Origin of the sequence: Vibrio sp. L5-1 (assembly GCF_021728315.1) — a bacterium.
GTDB classification, from domain to species: Bacteria; Pseudomonadota; Gammaproteobacteria; order Enterobacterales; family Vibrionaceae; genus Vibrio; species Vibrio splendidus_K.
In genome coordinates this window covers 503,964-524,545 of record NZ_JAKKCQ010000002.1, presented here as the reverse complement: position 1 = coordinate 524,545, position 20,582 = coordinate 503,964, and the positions used below count along the sequence as shown (strand labels likewise).

At 44.9% G+C, this 20,582-nt stretch carries 17 protein-coding genes; 11 read left to right on the top strand and 6 right to left on the bottom strand.

Features of this window, described 5'->3' with window-relative positions; translation table 11 throughout:
* Window positions 1-2 precede the first annotated feature (2 nt).
* On the top strand, window positions 3-329 hold the full coding sequence (locus L3V35_RS09125; protein ID WP_237299417.1) for a hypothetical protein: 327 nt from the start codon (window positions 3-5) through the stop codon (window positions 327-329).
* Window positions 330-1,513: 1,184 nt separating this feature from the next.
* On the opposite strand, the gene rplY is transcribed toward L3V35_RS09125, so the two are convergent.
* A complete protein-coding gene (rplY, locus tag L3V35_RS09120) occupies window positions 1,514-1,792 on the bottom strand; it encodes a 50S ribosomal protein L25 (RefSeq protein ID WP_017079048.1) in 279 nt (92 codons plus the stop codon).
* Between the two features lie 369 nt (window positions 1,793-2,161).
* Between rplY and L3V35_RS09115 the strand changes: the two genes are divergently transcribed.
* Window positions 2,162-2,890: a glycosyltransferase gene (locus L3V35_RS09115; RefSeq protein WP_065205493.1), complete on the top strand. Its 729-nt coding sequence runs from the start codon at window positions 2,162-2,164 to the stop codon at window positions 2,888-2,890.
* Window positions 2,891-2,904: 14 nt separating this feature from the next.
* Window positions 2,905-4,212 (top strand): LssY C-terminal domain-containing protein, encoded by a 1,308-nt coding sequence (locus tag L3V35_RS09110; RefSeq protein ID WP_237299415.1) that lies wholly within the window; start codon window positions 2,905-2,907, stop codon window positions 4,210-4,212.
* 77 nt (window positions 4,213-4,289) lie between these two features.
* Here the strand turns inward: L3V35_RS09110 and L3V35_RS09105 are convergent, their stop codons facing one another.
* The 4 genes from L3V35_RS09105 to L3V35_RS09090 all read right to left on the bottom strand — a co-directional run bounded on the left by L3V35_RS09105 (window position 4,290) and on the right by L3V35_RS09090 (window position 8,751).
* The gene (locus L3V35_RS09105; protein WP_065205491.1) at window positions 4,290-5,636 is read right to left on the bottom strand and encodes an ATP-binding protein; all 1,347 of its coding nucleotides are present in this window, start codon (window positions 5,634-5,636) and stop codon (window positions 4,290-4,292) included.
* A gap of 121 nt (window positions 5,637-5,757) precedes the next feature.
* Entirely contained in the window at window positions 5,758-6,417 is a 660-nt protein-coding gene (locus L3V35_RS09100; protein WP_004734666.1) for a response regulator transcription factor, read from the bottom strand.
* A gap of 88 nt (window positions 6,418-6,505) precedes the next feature.
* Window positions 6,506-6,904 (bottom strand): membrane protein, encoded by a 399-nt coding sequence (locus tag L3V35_RS09095; protein WP_004734667.1) that lies wholly within the window; start codon window positions 6,902-6,904, stop codon window positions 6,506-6,508.
* A gap of 104 nt (window positions 6,905-7,008) precedes the next feature.
* A complete protein-coding gene (locus L3V35_RS09090; protein WP_237299414.1) occupies window positions 7,009-8,751 on the bottom strand; it encodes a DEAD/DEAH box helicase in 1,743 nt (580 codons plus the stop codon).
* Between the two features lie 97 nt (window positions 8,752-8,848).
* Here L3V35_RS09090 and rsuA point away from each other — a divergent pair, with 97 nt between their 5' ends.
* The 3 genes from rsuA to L3V35_RS09075 all read left to right on the top strand — a co-directional run bounded on the left by rsuA (window position 8,849) and on the right by L3V35_RS09075 (window position 11,613).
* Entirely contained in the window at window positions 8,849-9,544 is a 696-nt protein-coding gene (rsuA, locus tag L3V35_RS09085; protein ID WP_171307737.1) for a 16S rRNA pseudouridine(516) synthase RsuA, read from the top strand.
* Window positions 9,545-9,736: 192 nt separating this feature from the next.
* A complete protein-coding gene (locus L3V35_RS09080; protein WP_017079054.1) occupies window positions 9,737-10,954 on the top strand; it encodes a Bcr/CflA family multidrug efflux MFS transporter in 1,218 nt (405 codons plus the stop codon).
* Window positions 10,954-11,613, top strand: coding sequence for a DUF2913 family protein (locus L3V35_RS09075; protein ID WP_054546588.1), 660 nt, complete (start codon window positions 10,954-10,956; stop codon window positions 11,611-11,613). Before L3V35_RS09080 ends, L3V35_RS09075 begins: the two co-directional genes overlap by 1 nt.
* A gap of 168 nt (window positions 11,614-11,781) precedes the next feature.
* Here the strand turns inward: L3V35_RS09075 and L3V35_RS09070 are convergent, their stop codons facing one another.
* A complete protein-coding gene (locus L3V35_RS09070) occupies window positions 11,782-13,242 on the bottom strand; it encodes a DUF2867 domain-containing protein (RefSeq protein ID WP_237299412.1) in 1,461 nt (486 codons plus the stop codon).
* A gap of 96 nt (window positions 13,243-13,338) precedes the next feature.
* Here L3V35_RS09070 and L3V35_RS09065 point away from each other — a divergent pair, with 96 nt between their 5' ends.
* The 5 genes from L3V35_RS09065 to nhaA all read left to right on the top strand — a co-directional run bounded on the left by L3V35_RS09065 (window position 13,339) and on the right by nhaA (window position 20,515).
* Window positions 13,339-14,712: an MATE family efflux transporter gene (locus L3V35_RS09065; RefSeq protein ID WP_237299410.1), complete on the top strand. Its 1,374-nt coding sequence runs from the start codon at window positions 13,339-13,341 to the stop codon at window positions 14,710-14,712.
* A 122-nt stretch (window positions 14,713-14,834) separates the two neighbouring features.
* Window positions 14,835-15,506: an ABC transporter ATP-binding protein gene (locus L3V35_RS09060; RefSeq protein ID WP_004734674.1), complete on the top strand. Its 672-nt coding sequence runs from the start codon at window positions 14,835-14,837 to the stop codon at window positions 15,504-15,506.
* Window positions 15,487-17,940: an ABC transporter permease gene (locus L3V35_RS09055; RefSeq protein WP_065205488.1), complete on the top strand. Its 2,454-nt coding sequence runs from the start codon at window positions 15,487-15,489 to the stop codon at window positions 17,938-17,940. Before L3V35_RS09060 ends, L3V35_RS09055 begins: the two co-directional genes overlap by 20 nt.
* On the top strand, window positions 17,930-19,078 hold the full coding sequence (locus L3V35_RS09050) for a lipocalin-like domain-containing protein (protein ID WP_054546584.1): 1,149 nt from the start codon (window positions 17,930-17,932) through the stop codon (window positions 19,076-19,078). The genes L3V35_RS09055 and L3V35_RS09050 overlap by 11 nt, the downstream gene beginning before the upstream one ends.
* 273 nt (window positions 19,079-19,351) lie before the next feature.
* Window positions 19,352-20,515, top strand: coding sequence for a Na+/H+ antiporter NhaA (nhaA, locus tag L3V35_RS09045; protein WP_054546583.1), 1,164 nt, complete (start codon window positions 19,352-19,354; stop codon window positions 20,513-20,515).
* Window positions 20,516-20,582 lie beyond the last annotated feature (67 nt).

Genomic DNA, 20,582 nt, shown 5'->3' with positions numbered 1-20,582 from the left:
GTATGAATATCAAAGAGTCTGATTGGAAAATCTTTTGCGAGATAAAGAGTGAAGCAGCGCAAGTGTTTTGTACTCGGCAGCTAGATGAAACCATCAAAATGATTACTGATGAATCAGAACCTGTAGGGGAAAGGTTCAACTTTATGTGTCAGCATTCCAAAGAATCTCAAAAGCAAATGAAGCTTATTTTTGACGGCCACTCTCGAAGCCGTGCATTTATTCAGCTCATGCAAATGTGTGAGGAAGGCTTGGTTGCACAAGAACAATTCGAACGCCTTTCAGAGGAACTCAAAAAAGACATTACGAGTATTCTAGAAAGAAGAGCCTAAGGAAAGTTAGCTAATCAGGCCGCTTCTTTTTCATAGCTGCAACCATCTCAATATTACTCCTTTTTATTCGCGAATTCGGATATCCGTTACAGTTCTGCTTCGGCAACCTCACTTTTACGAGTTTTATTATACGAGTTGTATTGAAAACCTGAGAGTTACTCGTTTTTTTCTCCTTCAAAACGCCGTTGATTTTTAAGAATTAGCACTAGAATCTGGATGGAGATTTCTTCCAAAAAAGTGTCAACATTACTTGGTCAATAAAATCTCTCGTTAGCCCTTTAAATCCGTGCACTCTAGGTGAACTGAAAGTGTCACCTAGAGTGCATGAGGGTGGGGGTTGCGGGAGTTTATGCTTGTGATGCGACCAGAGCCCCACCATCACAAATTCTTGGACCCAAATTCTTCAATATTTTTGGTTTGTATAGACGTTCTATTAATTATTCGGATTCCGAATCCGTGATTTTTGGTCAGGGAAGTCGAGTGTTATGTTTTGAAAAGTGACTGTGCGGATCAGTGATAGCCTATAGATCTTTAAAGTTCTCAATACTGGACTATTAGGTTTACTTGCTGGTGGGTAGTTCAGGCATGTTATGTCATTAAATGAGAATTGAAGGATTAGACTGGAAGGTGGTGTTAAGAATGAACGAAAGGCTAGAAGTGTTTTCTTGATCGCCTTTCAGTGTTGTTTGATTAACCTGGAGTGTATTACGTGGTGGTAAAGCCCAATCCAATATACATGAATGTAAGTAGGCGGTTCTCAGCACTAGCGAGTTATGCCAAAGGAGTAATTCTTATCCTAGATTGCTCTATTCGTTTAGAAATGCGTACAAGGCCATACAAGTAACATTCTAGATGCAAGTCAGTTTTGTTTTTTGTTTGAGTAGTGTGTTGAACCTAGCGAAAAAGCGGTCTAGTCTTACTGTTAGAAAAACTACTGTATAAGTCCACCTTTCGTCCACCCTTAATCCACCCAAGCAAGATTGGGACAACGTGGGGAAGGGGAAAGTTGATTCTTTTCAGTGTATTGCGCGAGATTTACGACGTTTTTGAGGGCTCAAAAACGGTGAAACCCCGATGTTGGTAGCATCGGGGTTTCGAATTTCTAGATTTCTCGACTGGTAAGATCGATTATCTTTTCTATGCAGAAGGCTTGGAATTATCCAATCTTATTCCTTGGTAGGGAATTAGATACGGATGAAGTCCATGTGCTCAACTTTAGGCTTGAACGCGTGACGTTGAACGTCTTGCGGCTTAACCTTAACTTCTGCGCCGTCAATCAACAGAGTGATTGCTTCGTAGAATTCAGGCTTATCCATTTGGTTGATCACTTCAGCGTGAACAAGTTCGATAGCTACAGCTGCTGCTTCGCCACCGTAGATTACAGCTGGGAATTTACCAGCGTGACGTAGGCGGCGGCTCGCACCTTTACCTAGTTCAGTACGTACTACTGCTTCAAATTTCATAGTTTTACTCTCAAATTAGTAAAAATTAACTTCACACCTCAATGCGACCTTGAGTATGTGGTAAAGCTTATGCATAAACGAGTTCATGCTTAAGCGAGCGCGGATACTAACATCACATTCAAATCTGAGCAAGTCAGAAGCCCATCTCAAAGTGAATTTCCTTCGATAAATGATTCGTTTGGAGATAAAACGTTCACTAACTCTTATTTACTCCATTTTATCTCCTTTTACACTGCCAATCTTATCTATTTATAGTGATGCTAAATCATCAAGTTAATGAACGGAAAATGAATGTTCGCCTAAGACTTGGTTAAGGCTTGGTTCGTTAATCTTAGTGTTAATTAAACAGCAGAATGAATAGGTGAAAATATGGAACCGGTAAGCATTGTCGTAATTACGCTAAACGAAGAGAAACGCATTAGCCGCTTAATGGAAGAGTTGAGTGTGCAAACCCACCAAGAGTTTGAAGTGATTGTTGTCGACTCCAACAGTGAAGACAATACAAGAGAAGTGGCACAAGCTTATGAAAACGCGTTGCCAAAATTAACTGTTCATCATATGGAAAACCGTGGTGTGAGCCTTGGCCGAAACACGGGTGCTTCATTGGCGCAATACAACAGAATCCTTTTCTTAGATGCTGACGTGAGCTTGCCTCGAAACTTCCTTGCGAAAGCACTTTATGAACTAGAAGAGAAGAAGCTTGAAGTTGCGGGTGTGTACATGAGTTCGAAAGGTCTGCCGCTTGTACACAAGTTTGGTTACGGCTTATTTAACGCAGGCTTGTTCACTACACAGTTCTTTTTCCCGACGGCGATTGGTGCCTGTATTTTCTCGACTAAACGTGCGCATGATGAAATCGGCGGTTTCGATGAAGATATCGTCCTGTGTGAAGACTGTGACTACGTAAAACGGGCGAGCAAGACATGGCGATTTAGATTTCTGAATATGACCTTTGGCTTTGACCCACGCCGATTAGATCAAGATGGCGTTGTGAAGACAGGCTCAACTTACCTTAAGGCGAATATAAGACGTTTCTTTAAAGGCGAAATGCGTAACAACGAGATGAACTACAAGTTTGGTCACTACAAAGAACAGTAAGTATTGAGGTTGTTATGTTTGATGGACTAGGGCTGTTTCTGGGGGCATTGGGTGATGCTCTCATTGGTCCAAACCTATTTGTACCGGGAGAGCCCTTCTTTATCGCTGCGGGCTTTCAACTGTATTCAGGTGCATGGATGGCATTGGTTTTGGTGATGCTAGGTGGTTTTCTTGGTGACCAACTCAGTTATTTCATTGGTTATAAATGCGGTGCTAAGGCGCAACGAAGGCTCATTAAGTTTCGTCCTAAAACCAAAAGATTAATTGCGCGCTGCCGCTATCTGGTTGCTCGCAAAGGCACATACATCATTCTTTTTGCTCGCTTATTAGGGCCTATCGCTTGGGTTGTGCCATTTATAGCTGGCTCGCATCGTGTACCGTGGCGTAATTTTAGTGTGTTGGCGTTGTTCGGCTTGGCTCTTGGTGGTGGACAGTTCATTGCTTGGGGCATGTTACTGGCGCACGGCGTTGAAAACTTTCCGTGGCTTAATCGTCTTAATATATTTATCTCTGAGCATAATAGCTTGATCGCCGGTGTGTTCACGGTATTGGTCTTCACCATTATTGGTTATCGAATGAAGTGGCGACGCTTGGTGCTTAAATCCAGTGCGCTGTTGTTGGCGTGGATATTGTTTGCAAACTACGCTCACTTTTTCTGGAAGGCCGATGATTTTCAGAATCAACAAGAGACGGTTCAAATTGAAAAAGTCGACTGGAATTCGGTGACCTATAAAGCATTCCCAGGCAAATCTTCATTCTACTCGGCACAAGCGATCAACGTAATTTATGTTGGAGCCACTCCCAGAGATTTAATGAAGCAATTAGGCTGGATAGAGAATCAAACGTTCTCTCGAAACGAGATTGAATGGGCAGGTTACCTCGCATTGCTTAGAGACAAAACGCCACCAGTGTCTGATTTGTATTGGCGAGACAAGCCACAAGATATGGCGTTTCAATTGCCGGGTAACTTGATGAAGCGCAGCCATATTCGCTGGTGGCGTGCTGGTGTTGATATTAAAACTAACCAGCCTCAGTGGTTAGGCGCAATTAGCTATGATGATGGCCTTAAAGTCACCCCTTACTCGGGTATTGTTACCATACTTCATAACATCGACCCTAATGTTGATGAAGAACGAGATAGGCTCGCTAATCAGATACGAACGTCACTGCCAGACATCGAGTTAGTTAAACACCCATTAGCAACGGTGGAAGTGATCGATGAAGATCATGACTATTATACTGATGGCAGGATCTTGATGATCGGAGTAGCAACCTACCGCGATGATTCACAAGCTTTGGATGTTGCTGTGAACGATATATAGAGTCGTATATAAGGTCGAGTGAACTAAGCCCTAGCATTACGCTAGGGCTTATTGCGTTTAATATTTACTGGATGTGGTTAGCCTTTACTTAGTTTAAGCACCAGAGAGGCTTTCAATCCGCCCATTGAGCTCTTGCTGAGCGTTAGGCTGCCTCGGTAGCTGTGCGCCATTTCATTCACGATGTTAAGCCCCAATCCTGTTCCCGGTGTGGTTTCATCAAGTCGAACACCACGTTTGGTGACTTGCTCAAGCTTCTCTTCAGGAATGCCTTGGCCATCATCTTCAATCACCAATTCAATGTTGCCATCGTCGAGTTCATTCGAATGGACTCGGATAATGCTGCTCGCCCATTTGTAACTGTTCTCGAGTAGGTTGCCGACCATTTCATCAAGGTCGGTTTTTTCTACCGCTACTTCAATCTCAGAGTCTAGCTCGTTAATCATGGTGACTTCGTTAGCAGCGTAGACTTTATCAAACGCCATTGAGATAGCTTCAACACGCTCACAAGGTGAAGACTTCACCGAAAGAATGTTCATTGCACCAGCCATGCGCGCACGGCCAAGGTGATAATCTATTTGGTTCTGAATCTGATGAATGGGTTGTTGTAACAATGTTTTGTCATCGTCTGGAAGTCGCTCTATCTCATTTTTCAGAACTGAAAGCGGTGTTTTCAACGCGTGAGATAAGTTACCCGCGTGGTTACGAGCTCGCTCCAATAACTCTTGATAGTGGAAGAGTAGGGCATTGAGGTCAGAAACTAATGGAGAAACCTCTTTCGGGTAGTTGTCGCTTAACCCTTGTTGCTCGCCGTTTCTTAACATCACCAGTTCACGTTGCATCTTACTGAGTGGCAATAGTGACCAACTGACTTGAATGCCGATGAGCAGTAGCACACCCACAAACAATAACATCAGAATCAACCATACTTGACTAGTAAGTTCGGTCAATGTGGATTCTAGTGGGTCTTCATCAATACCTATGGTGATGGTAACGGGCTCATTTAGTTCAGGTAAGTAGATGTCTTGCTCAATGTAAATCAGCTTCTCATCTTGTGGCCCTTTGACCGATGTGTGGATAGGAGAACGCTTGATGGTGAGGTCTTTGTCCCATAGCGAGCGAGATCGAATAATCTGGTCTTGGGTAGCAGCTCGCCAATAAATACCACTGTAGGGTTGGTTGAACCTAGGGTCAGACAGACGCTCTGCCATGATGAGGTTACCACTGTCGTTGGTTTCTATGTTGGCGGTTAACTCGTCCATGGTTAGGCTGAGCTGTTGCTTGACGTCATCGACCAAGTAATCGTTAACCAACTTAGGTATTCCGACGCCTGCCGCTAATATCATCGCACCTAGCCAAAAAGCCGCAGCGAGGAGCAAGCGGCTTTTAAGACTGACGTTTTTAAGTGTTCGTTTTTTTAGATTCATACGTTACCAGCCTGTCTTTGCTCATCTTGCTATTAGAACAACGACGATCAGCACAGGCTGTCCACTTAATTGATGGTTGTGCTTAAATTGACGACTGCTCTTAGCTTAATTAAATACAGCATTATTCAGCATTCAGTTGGTAGCCAAGGCCACGAACGGTTTTGATAATCTTAGGTGCGATTTTCTTACGAATACGACCGATGAAAACTTCAACCGTGTTCGAGTCGCGGTCGAAGTCTTGCTTGTAGATGTGCTCAACCAACTCTGTGCGCGAGATAACCTTGTTTTGGTTATGCATGAAGTACGCGACAACTTTATATTCTAGCGCCGTGAGGCTAACCGCTTGACCTTGCCACAACACTTTAGAGCTGCGTGTGTCTAGGCTTAAATCACCAATTTGAAGTATAGGAGCAGCACTGCCTGACGCTCGGCGCAGTTGAGCTCGAATGCGGGCTATCAGTTCTACCATCTCAAATGGCTTAGTTAGGTAGTCATCAGCGCCTGCATTCAAACCTTCTACACGTTGGGTCAGCGTGTCACGCGCACTTAAGATAATCACTGGCGTGTTAATGTTTTCGTCTCGAATGCCTTTTAATACGGTTAGGCCGTCAAGCTTAGGTAGACCTAAATCGAGAACAATAGCATCCCATTCTTCTGATGTTGCACGGTAGAGTGCGTCAATACCATCTTGAGAAAGTTCTGGAACCCAGTCGGCTCCCTCAAGAGTTTCTAGAATTTGTTGGCCCAAGCGAGGTTCGTCTTCAACGACTAAAATTTTCATAATTGTTCTTCTTAATTCTTGTAATGACTGTTCGTTGTGCTTAATTGCTCGTCGTGATCAATGGTGTCTTTAAAGTTGCGGCTCTTATTTATTCACCGTGCTTAATGGCGTCTTTAAAGTTGCGGCCTTTAATCATGAGCATTTCTAACGTCTCAGCGTTGTATTCGACTTTGATGATGTTGTTTTGGTAATTGATTTTTAGTTCATACACCCAAATGTCGTCATCTTCTTCTAGCTCTACTTTAATAATTCGACCATGAAGATCGTTCTCAACGGCCGCATACATTTCCGAGAAAGGGCGAATATAGCCTTCGCGTACGGCTTCGTAGACTTCGTCTTGATCTTCTTCAAATTCGATACGGGTTCCCGCTTTATGGACATCTTGTACAAGATCATGACCGTTATGATCTGAGTCAGCCCACGCACTAGCGGCGACACATAAGCCTAAGCTTAAAGAAAACATAGAAATCATAACTTTACTAAACATAGCGAATCCTAGAGAAGGTTGATAGCGTTCAGTATAAAAAAGTAATTCTGAACAGAAAGTGAACCTGATGAATAATGAGATTTAGGTTCTCAAAAAATGAGATGTTAACGTTGTTGAAGCTCGTCTTCGAATATCTTGTCTCTCATTTTCCAAAAACGCCCGACTTTACGCGCAATCACGAATTGAGGTGGGCGGAATCTATGTTGGTGAGCAACCACTTTCGTTGGTGAGGCTTCCTCAAAAGGGCGGTGTCTGTCTGCAAGGTGAGGGCGAACAAACTGGTCTTTGAAGTTCTGCTTCTGCTTTTTGGTGGTTAGTGACCAAAACTCATGCACTTGCGCTTGGTTTTCACCACGGTAAGTGACTTTAAGTTGCGACTTACCTTTGTCGTCCTTGAGAACGTTAAGATCCATCTCTAAACATTCAAACACCAAGGCATCTTTTAGGTTTAACGCTTCTTTCAGTTTTTTGTCTGGGTCGACTAAGGTTGCATCGCACTCATGGCAAATGCGCGCGGCAATGTCGTTGTCAGCGCCGCATTCACCGCAGTATTTGGCTCGGAAGCGATAATTACAGTGTTCGCGTTCGCCCGTGTCTTCTTCGGTAAAGTAGCCTTGGCATTTACGGCCAAAGTGCTCTAGCAAGAAGCCATTGCTGTCTAGCTTGCCCCAGAAGTTATTGTTGAAGCCGCATGCAGGGCAGGGGATGGTGATGATTTCACTGTCTGAGTCGGGTTTAGGGTCGCCCACTTCAGGTTGGTAAAGATCGTAACTGTTGCCAGCATAGTCGAGCACCAAACACTCTTTTTTACCCGGCGATAAGCGTAAGCCACGGCCAACGATTTGTTGATACAAACTGATGGACTCTGTCGGGCGTAAAATCGCGATTAAATCGACATGAGGGGCATCAAAACCTGTGGTTAATACCGATACGTTAACCAAGAACTTGATTTTACGTTCTTTGAAGTCATTGATGATTTGGTCACGTTCGAGAGTTGGTGTGTCGCCGATTACGATCGATGATTCACCTTCGGGCAGTAAGCCAAGGATCTCTTGTGCGTGTCTAACAGTGGCAGCAAATACCATGATCCCTAACTTGTCTTTGGCCAGTTCAATGATCTGGTCGACAATTTGTGGGGTCGCACGTTTAGATTGCTCGATCACCATATCGAGTTCGGCTTCTTTGTAACGACCTGTACTTGCAGGTTTTAGCTGTGAGAAGTCATAACTCAATACTGGCGCATCGATCATACGTGCTGGTGTTAGAAAGCCTTCGTCCAACAAGTAGCGAATTGGCAACTCGAAAATACAATCTCTGAAAAACCTAGGCTCTTCAGATCGTACTTGTCCACGCGTGTGATACTGATAAAGCCAACCCATACCAAGACGATAGGGGGTCGCGGTTAGCCCAAGCACCTTGATCCCCGAATTATTCTCGCGTAAGTGAGTGATCACTTTTTGGTAGCTACTGGTCTTTTCATCGGGAACACGGTGGCATTCGTCGATAACCAACAGTGAAAATTGGTTAGAGAATGAATCGAGGTTGCGAACCACAGATTGAACCGAAGCGAACACCACTTGTTGGTCTGTCTCTTTTCGCCCTAAACCCGCAGAGAAAATTGAGCCTTTTAGCCCATAACCTTCATACTTTTCATGGTTTTGTTCGACCAACTCTTTAACGTGAGCGAGTACCAGTACTCGACCTTTCGCAAGCCTTGCTAGCTCTGCAATCACAAGGCTTTTTCCTGCGCCTGTAGGCAACACAAGAACAGCTGGAGTTTGGTGTTTTCTGAAGTAATGAATCACTGATTTTACAGAATCAGCTTGGTACGGGCGGAGTGTATACATATCGCGTCTTGTAGGGTAGAAAACAAATAGTGTGAAATAGCTCAACTAATTGAGCAAAGGTGACTATAATACCCGACTTAGATTAGTTGAGGTATTCATGCGTTTAGATAAATTTCTGTGCGATGCATTAGGCGTCACTCGAAGAGAAGCAACACACTTATTAAAATCCAAGGCAGTGACAGTAAATGATGTCATTCAAAAAAGCGGTTCACTCAAGGTAACTGAAGAGTGCATTGTGGAATGGCAAGGCAATGAACTGAATGTTCACGGCCCACGTTACATCATGCTTTATAAGCCAGAAGGCTTTGTTTGTTCGCATGAAGATGGCGCAAATCGTATCGCCTTTGAATTACTCGATGAAATCAAAATGGACAAGCTGCACTTTGCTGGTCGTCTAGATATTGATACGACGGGTCTTGTGTTGATTACCGATGATGGTAAGTGGTCTCACCGCATTACATCACCAAAGCACAAGTGCGAGAAGACGTACCGTGTGTGGTTGGTTGAACCTGTTGAAGACGATTACGTTGAAAAATTCAAAGAGGGCATCCAGCTTAAGAGCGAAGATGGCCTAACACTTCCAGCACACTTAGAAGTTCGTGCTGAGCGTGAAGTACTATTAACGATTCACGAAGGCAAATACCACCAAGTAAAACGTATGTTTGCGGCACTTGGTAATAAAGTTGAAGGGTTACACCGTGAGCGTATCGGTGAAATCGAGATGGATGAATCTTTGGAGTTGGGTGAATACCGTTACCTAACACAAGAAGAAGTCGACTCTATCTGGAAGTAATCTTTTCTGCTGTAGATGTAGCCGACCAAGGATAGCGTCGGCTGATTATTTTGACTGGTACTAGGAGTGTTTCAGCCATTATTACTATATGTTCATGTATGTGTGCGCATATTCGTGTATCACTGTGCGTATTCGTATATTGCTGCGTGCATGCTCGTGCTCACATAGAACTTAGTACTTAGTCGGAGAGTTATGCAAACGTCTACCCAACAGACCCCAAGCTCACAACCACAAACTCCTCAGTTAGGTTGGATGCTATTTTTGGTTCTGGGTGCGATTGGTGCACTGACACCACTCGCCATCGATATGTACCTGCCTGCTATGCCAACGATCGCCAAAGATCTAGGCGTTACAGCGGGTGAAGTTCAAATCACACTCACAGCGTACACCGCAGGTTTTGCATTAGGTCAGTTGTTACATGGTCCGTTAGCCGACAGTTATGGTCGCAAGCCTGTTCTACTGATTGGTGTATTCTTTTTTGCGGTCGCGTCTGTTGTGAGTGCGACGACTCATGGCATTGAAGCGTTAACGTTAGTTCGTACGGCTCAAGGTTTTGCAGGTGCTGCGGCAGCGGTTATTATCCAAGCGGTTGTGCGTGATATGTTCGACCGTGAAGATTTCGCAAGAACCATGTCGTTCGTTACCTTAGTGATGACGGTTGCACCACTTATCGCGCCGATGATTGGTGGTTACTTAGCATTGTGGTTCGGTTGGCGTTCAATCTTTTGGGTATTGGCTATTTTTGCGGTGATTGTCATTCTCGCGGTGATAATCAAAATTCCTGAGACATTGCCTGTCGATAATCGTCAACCATTGCGCTTTAAAACCACGATTCGTAATTACGCTCGTTTATGTAAAAACCCAACCGCTATGGGCCTGATTTTCTCGGGTGCGTTCTCGTTCTCTGGGATGTTTGCATTCTTAACTGCAGGCTCTTTTGTCTACATTGATGTCTATGGCGTACGTCCTGACCTGTTTGGTTACCTATTTGGTCTGAACATTGTTGCGATGATTCTGATGACGACAATCAATGGTCGAATCGTTAAGAAGGTCGGTTCTCATACAATGTTGAGGGCAGCGCTGGTCATCCAATTACTGGCTGGCGTGGGTTTACTTGTCGGTTGGGCATTGGATCTCGGGCTTTGGGGAATTGTGCCGTTTGTGATGCTATTTATTGGCACCATCTCTACTATTGGCAGTAACTCTATGGGTCTATTGCTCAGTGGTTATCCAAACATGGCAGGCACGGCTTCATCGCTTGCGGGAACATTAAGATTTGGTACTGGTTCTGTCGTTGGGGCTATCGTTGCGATGCTGCCAAGTGACAGTGCTGGGTCTATGGCTATGGTAATGGCTGCGTGTGCAGTAATGTCAGCATTACTATATTGGACATTAGGAAAGAAGGCATAATGTCAAAATACTATATTGAAATTCAGAAGTTAGTGAATGATGCGCTAGGCGAGCTATATGCTCTACATAAGTCTGGTAAGGCCATTGATGCGCCTATCGCGAACAACCTTTACCTTGTTCGATGGGTAACAAAGGCGATTAAATCCCAAGCTTATGATCGTGTGATTGTGCCTGACTTGGTTCGTTGGCAGAAACAGGGTCGCTCAAAAGGCAATAACTCTGATTTAACTTTTATCTTTAAACGTATTTCTGCGTTTTACGGGCGTTTTTTCCCTGAAGGCGAAGAGCCTAAAGCGCTAAAAGACAGCGATGTTGAAGCATTCATGGACAAAATGTACGAGATGGGTTGGAGCGTATCGAGTGAAGATGAGCTAACGACTGGCGGTAAGATTCAATTCTTCACCGATGGTGAGCACTCTTTTGCTTTGTGTGGAAAACAGTGTGACGACTCTTTCGACGGTGAGTTGATGGTTAAGCCAATGAACTGGTTTGTTCGTGGTAACCACGCCGAGTTCATTCAAGCGGCGATGGAAGCGGGTTTCATGCTTCACAAAGTAACGGACTACAAGTCTGCGGTGAAGTATCACGGTGAATACATTGTTTACCCTGCTAACCAAGGCAACCAACTTGCAGAGATCCCAATTAGCGTTATTGGCTAGTAGCGGATTCGGGATTCGGGATGCGAGATACGAAGAGCGGAATTATCCGCTCTTTTTTTGCTTCTCATAGCGCGTGTCGCAAATCTGCTGTTAAGTCTTTTCGCATCTCGACATTCGAATCTGCTTTTAATCTCTTCTCATCCCGTTACTCTAATCCCGTATCTGCTTTTAGTCTTTTGGCATCCCGCCACTCGAATCCCGTATCTGCTCTTTAGCCTGCTTCTCAATCGCTTTAACCATGCCTTTAAAGATAAACAGGTGGGCTGGCATCATCGCAAACCAATACAGTAACCCTAGAAAGCCTTTTGGATGCCACCAAGCTGATATGTTCAGTTCACGTGAATCACCGTGGTCAGAGACGGTAATCTCGAGTCGCCCCAACCCTGGGCCTTTCATACCGAAAAGCAGGGATAAAAACTGATTCTCTTCACAACGAATAACCTTCCAAGAGTCAATTTTGTCACCGACTTTTAGGGTCGGTCCTTCAGGCATTTGTCGAACCGGTACACCACCGCCAAAGAGAAGATCTAACCATTCGCGTGTGCGCCATAGAGCATTAGCAAAGAAGTAACCTTGCTTCGGGCTTCCTATTTGCTGAGCCACCTGCCAAAGGGATTCTAAAGATGCGCTTGAGGTAATACTTGCGCCAGTTTTCTTAGGATAATAGCCGTACCCAGCTTGCCAGCGTTTGAAGGCGGTCTTATCAAAGCCCCAAACATTACTTTTCACGAAGTTTCCTTCAGCGTGGATCGCTTGCTCAACCATATTTTCGAACGAGATAAGCTTCTGAGGGTACTTTTCTCTAATGATGGTCGAACTGGCAATAAAGTCATGCTTTAAGCCCGCAAGAAGCGCTCTGCCTATGTTGGACGGAACAGAAGTCACAACACCTAGCCAATATGACGCGATTGAGGGCGTGAGGAGTGACGTCGCCCAAAGCCTGAGTGGGCGATCGGCTGTTTTGGCAATGTGAGCAAATTGATTTCGATAAGAGACAATGTCTGGCCCGCCAACTTCGAAGGTTTGGCTTTCGCTAGGCGTGTCCTGTGCGAGTTTTAGCAGATAGTGGTTCAGGTTCTGCAAGGCAATAGGGTTGGCTTTAGAGTCGACCCATTTGGGTGCAATCATGATAGGTAAGTTGTACACGAAGTCTCGCATGATCTCGAACGCTGCAGAGCCTGGACCAATGATCACGCCTGCTTGCAGTTCAGTGACGGGGACTGGTCCTTTGCGTAGCAGTTCTCCGGTTTTCTTTCTCGCTTGAAGGTGTTCTGAATCACCCGTTTGCGGCTGAAGCGAACTCAGGTAGATGACGTGTTGATTCTTTGGCCCAAGAGCTGAAACAAAGTTACGTGCCAAATTCAGTTCATAATCAATAAAGTCGTGGCCTTCTGCCATCCCATGAACTAGAAAGAAGACAAGATCAAAGTCGGGGACTAATGCTTGTGTTGCGGCTTGATCTGCAAGATCAAGATACTCTAGTGACAAGTTGTCATGAGGTTCGGTTCGTGCCTTTAAATAGTCGATATGCCTTGCTGCAGCAGTGACTTGATAGCCTTGCTCGAGCAGGAGAGGGAGGAGCTGCGAACCAACATATCCAGAAGCGCCTAAAACCAGTACTTTCTTCATTGTTACTCCATTTATATCTGTGGTTAAAAACCGAACATTGATATAATAGCGCGATATTTATCTTTATTCATCAATACGTTCCGTTTAGGTATCTCTATGTTGCTCTCTTCAATTATTCATCACACTCGAGGTGATTTTGTTCGTAGGCTTATTGCGATTGCTTTGCCTATTGCTTTGCAGAGCATTATGTTTTCAAGCCGAGGCTTAGTCGATGTGTTGATGTTAGGTCAGCTTGGGGAAGCAGACATTGCGGCAGTGGGGGTTGCGAGCCGTGCAATGTTTGTGACGACCATTATGCTGGTGGGTGTCACTACGGGCGGCGCTTTGCTAACGGCTCAATATTGGGGCGCGGGTAACAAACAAGGTGTCAGAGAAAGTACCGCACTGACGTGGCTAGTTTCGACCCTGTTTGCGTTGCTGACCATTGTTTTCTTTGTTTCTTTTCCTGCGCAAATCATGGGCGTGACGACCGACTCTCAAGAAGTCATCAGCCTCGGCGTTGAATACATCGCCATCACCTCATTCAGCATGCTGGCGGTGTCGTGCGTCAGCAGTATGGCGGTAGGTTTGAGAGCGATGCATAAACCTGGGTTAAGCACTTTCTTCAGCGGTATCGGCATTCTGTCTAATGTGTTCTTAAACTGGGTGCTGATCTTCGGTAACTTGGGCTTTCCATCGCTTGGAATCAAAGGAGCAGCGATTGCGACGGTATTGAGCGGTGCCATTGAAGTGGCGACCTTATATGGCTACCTCTATTTATCTAAACACCTATTAGCTTTTAAACTTTGTGATATCAAAGCGGCTGCAACCGTTGAGAAAGTCGTTCGCTTCTTGAAGTTGTCTTTGCCAACCACGTTTAACTTCTTAGCGTGGGCGGGTGGCTTGTTTGCTTACCACGCGATCATGGGACAATCGGGTGTTCAAGGTTTGGCTGCGCTTTCAGTCATGACGCCGGTTGAATCTATTTCATTGAGTTTATTGATTGGTCTGTCTAATGCAGCAGCGGTTCTGGTGGGTAACCAACTTGGCGCGAAGAACAATGAAGCGGTTTACTATCAAGCATTAGGCTTAACGATTCTGTGTTTCTTAACCAGTATTGTTGTGGCGATTTTTCTCTACTTCGTCCAAATGCCAATATTGAATGCGTTCAGTGCGTTGACTGAAGAAACCAGAGCCCTCTCTGAGAAATTCATTCTCATTCTCAGCGTGGGGATTATTATTCGCTCGGTACCGCTGACTGTGATCGTTGGTGTGTTGAGAGCGGGTGGTGATGTGAAGTTCTGTCTCTATCAAGATTTGATTGCTCAGTGGGTGATTGGTATTCCACTGGCTGCGATTGCGGCTATCTATTTAAAGTTTCCACCTGAGTGGGTGTATCTGCTTTTCCTCACCGAAGAAGTGATTAAGTGGGGTGGGTCGCTCTATCGCATGAAAACAAGAAAATGGATCAAAAACTTGATAGGAAGTTGAAGTAGGGCGCATCGATCACATCACTTTATCGTTGGTGTGTGATCTATCTTTCAAAATACTTCCTCCTAACAGGGAATTAGTGTAGATTCTCCTTCCAAATTCTAACTAATGTGAGCTGTTTAATGTTAAAGCTGTCAGACCTATGTAAAGGCTATGTCGACGGGGGGGAATTTCACCCTGTTTTGCAAGGTGCTGAACTAACATTAAACCAAGGTGACCAGCTTGCACTAATGGGCGAAAGTGGATCAGGTAAAAGTACATTACTGAATCTTATCGCGGGTTTAGACCTAGTAGACTCTGGCGAAATTGCTTTCCCAAACTTCAATATGCATGATTCGACAGAACGTAATCGCACCGCATATCGCCGAAATAATATTGGTCACATCTTCCAGCAATTCAACCTACTTCCAACGCTTAATATTGCTGACAATATTCGTTTTTGTCGCCAGTTAAAAGGCTTGCCTGAAGACAAAGGCCTCTGGCGACAGATTCTTTCTGCTTTAGACCTTATGCCTTTACTTGGACGTTACCCTGAAGAAGCGTCTGGTGGTCAACAACAACGCGCAGCGATTGCTCGTGCTCTGTACATGGAACCTAAAATTCTGTTAGCCGATGAACCGACGGGAAGTTTAGATGAGCGTAATGCAGAAGCGGTAATGCGTTTGCTGACCTCTTTGGCTCGCCAATTAGAATGCACTTTGTTGTTGGTGACACACAGTGAAAAAGTAGCACAGCACATGGACGGCAGAATCCGTCTACAAGGAGGGCAACTGCATGTTATGGCCCGTAGTTAAGGCACTACTCGGTCACTATCGACGCTACCCACTTCAGATTATTTTGGTATGGCTTGGTTTAACCCTTGGCGTATCACTTTTGGTTGGTGTTACTGCTATCAACCAACACGCCAAGCAAAGCTATGCGCATGGCGAAAAACTCTTTTCGAATCCTCTTCCTTATCGTATTCGACCAAAACACAACGCCAATAAAATCCCGCAAGGTTTTTATATCCAGCTTCGCCGTGAAGGCTTTCAACAGTGTTCTCCTTTTGACCACCATCGTATCACTGATGAAAATGGCGCGAACTTTATGCTTATTGGCATCGACCCTGTGTCTATGCTTCAGCTTCAGCCGGGTGTTGCGTTAAAAGATCTCACTACGTTAAACCTTATGAAGCCGCCATACCCAATCCTTGTGAGTGATGATCTCGCAGAACACATGGAATGGAATAACGGTGATTACATTCCTCTCATGGATGGTTCTGAGCTTGGTCCTATCGCTGTTGATCAAAAAAACCTGATTGATGGCACAAGGTTGATTGCAGATATCTCTTTGCTCAGAATGCTTAAACGCAGTGCTGGGCTGTCTGTGATTGCGTGTTCAGATATGTCACCTGAGAAGTTTGAGCGTCTTAAAAACATGCTGCCTAATGGTTTGACGATCTCTCGCAGCTCTAAAGCTGAGCTTGAGTCGCTGACCAGCGCGTTTCACTTAAATCTAAAAGCGATGGGTATGCTGTCGTTTGTGGTTGGCTTATTCATTTTCTATCAAGCGATGTCGCTGTCGTTTATTCAGCGCCAACCGTTAGTTGGAATCTTAAGGCAGACGGGTGTGTCGGGTTGGCAACTGGCTAAAGCGCTTTGTTTAGAATTACTGTTATTGGTGGTATTGAGCTGGATCTGCGGCAATGTATTCGGTGTCATGTTGGCAAACCAACTGTTACCAGCGGTATCTTCAAGTTTAGGTGACTTATATGACGCCAACGTTGGATTAACTATCGACTGGAATTGGCGATGGAGCGGTTACAGCTTATTAATGGCATTGCTTGGTGCATTCCTAGCGTGTGCTTGGCCATTGGTTCGTCTGCTTCGTTCACAACCGATTCGTTTGACCTCTCGTTTATCTTTGATGCGCTTTGCTGGTACTGAATTCACTTGGCAGGCTTTGATTGGTTGTGGTTTCTTGGTTGCAGCTGTCGCTGTCTATCAAGCGCCTCAGACTCAAGAAACGGGTTTTGCGATTATCGCGCTGATGCTTGTTAGTGTGGCTCTTTTTACGCCGTTCTTGATGTGGAAGTTATTTAACAGCCTGTCTTATTCATTACGCTGGGTTCGTGCTCGTTGGTTCTTCGCGGATGCCGCTTCAAGCATGAGTTACCGTGGTGTGGCGACAATGGCGTTTATGTTGGCGCTAACCGCGAATATTGGTGTAGAAACCATGGTCGGCAGCTTTAGAGATACCACAGATAAATGGTTAACACAGCGCTTGGCGGCAGACCTTTACATCTACCCAACCAACAATGGTGCTGCTCGTATGAGTAACTGGCTGTCAGAACAGCCTGAAGTGGATTCTGTTTGGTGGCGTTGGGAGAAAGATGTTGCATCTCCAGTTGGCAGTATTCAAGTGGTCAGTACTGGGCCTTCTGAAGGTGAGCTAGAAGCGCTGACGATCAAATTAGGTATTCCTAATTACTGGTATCACTTACATCATTCTAAAGGTGTGTTGATCAGCGAATCGATGTCTCTCAAGTTGGGTATTCGCCCTGGTGACTACATTGATCTCTATGACAATCTTGGCTCTGGTTGGCAGGTTGTCGGTGTGTATTACGATTACGGTAACCCTTACCATCAAGTCATGATGTCGCATCGAAACTGGCTGTATGGATTTGCAGGGCGGGGCAATGTGGGCCTTGGCGTAATACTCAAAGATGATGTGAATTCAGTAGGGCTTCGAAGCCGCTTAGAAAGCGTATTCAGGCTTGGCTCGGAGCGTATTTTCGATAACAACAATATTCACAGCCAAGCGATGCGTGTGTTCGATAGAACGTTCGCGATTGCAGATACATTGGGCAACATCACACTAGTCATTGCAGTCTTCGGCATCTTCTTCGCAACGGTTGCGGGTGAAGTGTCTCGACAAAGGCATATTTCGTTACAGCGCTGTTTAGGTGTCTCAGCGAAAGAACTGATTCTGACCGGTAGCTTACAACTGTTTGTGTTCGGGCTTATTTCCTCCTTAATTGCTATTCCGCTCGGCTTAGCGTTGGCTAGTTTGATCGTCGATATCGTGATCAAGCAGTCTTTTGGGTGGTCACTCGAGTTGCAAGTGATTCCCTGGGACTATTTACAGACATTTGCGTGGGCTATGGCAGCATTGATGTTAGCTGGTGCTTTGCCAGTGATGAGAATGATTCGGAACACTCCGATGAAATCACTGAGGGATGCGCTTTAATATGCTTCAACGAAATGGCTCAACGAAATTCAGACACCGATTTGTCTCCTCTCTATTATTGATAGGTTTCTTTGGCACCATTTTAGGTGTCTGGGCATACTACTCTTACTTTGTTGATGTTGGCGAGAAAGGCGTGAACGAGGTCAATTCAGTGCTTGTAAGCGAGCACTTTAATGTATTCGAGCCTGTGTTACCTGACCGCAGCGTTTCGTTACCTCGAGACTTCCAATTCCACCCAGAATTTCAACACGAGTGGTGGCATTACTTTGCTTCTCTAAAAGGGGATGATGGCAAAAAGTACTCGGTTCAATGGAGCTTCTTCCGAATAGCGACTGATGAACGCGAGACGCCGGGGTGGCAAAGCCCACAGGTCTATATCTCAAATGTCGTGATCTCTTCTGATTCTAAGGTTTGGAAAGAGCAACGCTTAGCGCGTGGCGGTATTGGCCAAGCGGGAATGACCAGTCGTCCGTTTAGAATTTGGATTGATAACTGGAACTGGCGCGCCCTTGGCAACACACCATTTCCAGGTCGCCTTCAAGTGAAAACGGATACGTTTGGTCTTGAACTCGACACCATTGCTAAAGGGCCATATGTGCTCAACGGCGAGAATGGTTACCAGAAAAAGCACGATTTATTACCTGTCGCGTCTTATAACTTCAGCGCTCCATTTTTATCCCTAAGCGGTGTATTGAATCTAGACGGCGTTACCAAGGAAGTAGAAGGCACGGCTTGGGTGCATAAAGAGTGGGGCAGTGGCTTGCTCGGAGTGGGTCAACAAGGCTGGGATTGGTTCGTGTTTAATCTCGATGATGGTACAGCGTTGAGCATTAACCGTTACCGCCATAATCAACAACTGCCTTATGTTTTTGGAACATTGGCCACTCGTTCGGGCAAGGTGTATCAGTTAACGGACTCCGATATTTCTATCAAGCCTTTACAGAATACGACGCTACAGAATGGTAGAAGAATGCCGCTCCAATGGATTATTAACGTGCCACAGCACAATATCAACCTCACGACACGCATTAAACGCCGAGATATGTGGTTGCCATTTGTCATACCATATTGGGAAGGGCCAATTATGGCGAGCGGAAGTCATGAAGCGACAGGCTTTATGCAGTTAACTGGTTACTAAAAACACCTAAGGCTATCATTTGATAGCCTTTTTTGTGCTCATGATTTTTGTGAGCCCCTGATTAATTGTGCATACAGCCTTTGTGATCTCATCTATACTTATTTTATGGTGCATAACAACATTATGGAATATACGACGTATTGTTTAGTATTTGTAGGAAAAACCGAAGTTAAACATCCGAAGAAGTGATTATCTATCGATTACGCTTGGATATAAACTCATGGTTATTCTTTGTTATTCGTTTATTTAAATAATAAATATAAGGGCGAAATCATGACCGACGTCATCCGTGACTTCTTTAAAATGGAATCTGCTGGCGGCATCATACTAGTCATCGCTGCGGCGATCGCAATGTTTGTAGCAAACTCACCACTGAACGAAATGTACCAAGGCGTATTGCATAGTTACGTTCTTGGTATGTCTGTGTCTCACTGGATTAACGATGGCTTAATGGCTGTCTTCTTCCTTCTAATCGGCTTAGAAGTTAAGCGTGAACTTTTAGAAGGCGCATTAAAGTCTAAAGAGACAGCAATCTTCCCAGCTATTGCAGCTGTGGGTGGTATGCTAGCTCCTGCACTTATTTACGTGCTATTCAATTCAAGTAACCCTGAAGCGCTTCAGGGCTGGGCTATTCCAGCAGCAACAGATATCGCATTCGCATTGGGTATCATGGCTCTTCTTGGTAACCGAGTGCCGGTAAGCTTGAAGGTATTCTTACTAGCATTAGCAATTATCGATGACTTAGGTGTTGTTGTTATCATTGCATTGTTCTACTCAGGCGATCTATCGACGCTTGCACTAACGGTTGGCTTCATCGCAACGGGTGTGTTGTTCATGCTAAACAACAAGCATGTGACTAAGCTAAGTATTTACCTCATTGTCGGTGCAATTCTGTGGTTCGCAGTATTGAAGTCTGGTGTTCATGCAACATTGGCTGGTGTAGTTATAGGTTTTGCTATCCCACTGAAAGGCAATAAAGGGGAGCGTTCTCCACTGAAACATCTAGAACATGCTCTGCACCCATACGTCGCTTTTGCAATTTTGCCAATCTTCGCATTTGCAAACGCAGGTATCTCACTTGAAGGCATCTCAATTTCAAACCTTACAGGCATGTTACCGCTTGGTATCGCTATGGGTCTATTGGTTGGTAAGCCGCTGGGTATCTTCCTATTCAGCTGGGGCGCAGTGAAAACGGGTGTAGCTAAACTTCCTGAAGGTGTGAATTTCATGAACATCTTCGCGGTATCTGTGTTGTGTGGTATTGGCTTTACGATGTCTATCTTTATTTCATCACTAGCATTTGGTCCAACGAACGCAGACTTTGATACGCTCGCTCGATTAGGTATCCTGATGGGATCAACGACTGCAGCTATCTTAGGTTACTGCCTGCTAAGTATTTCTCTACCGAAGACTAAGCAACAAGAAGTAAAGCTATAATTGGTAAGTAAAAGCATAGTTGGTAAGTAAAACTATATTCGGTAGTAGGTTCACTTGATAGCGAGCC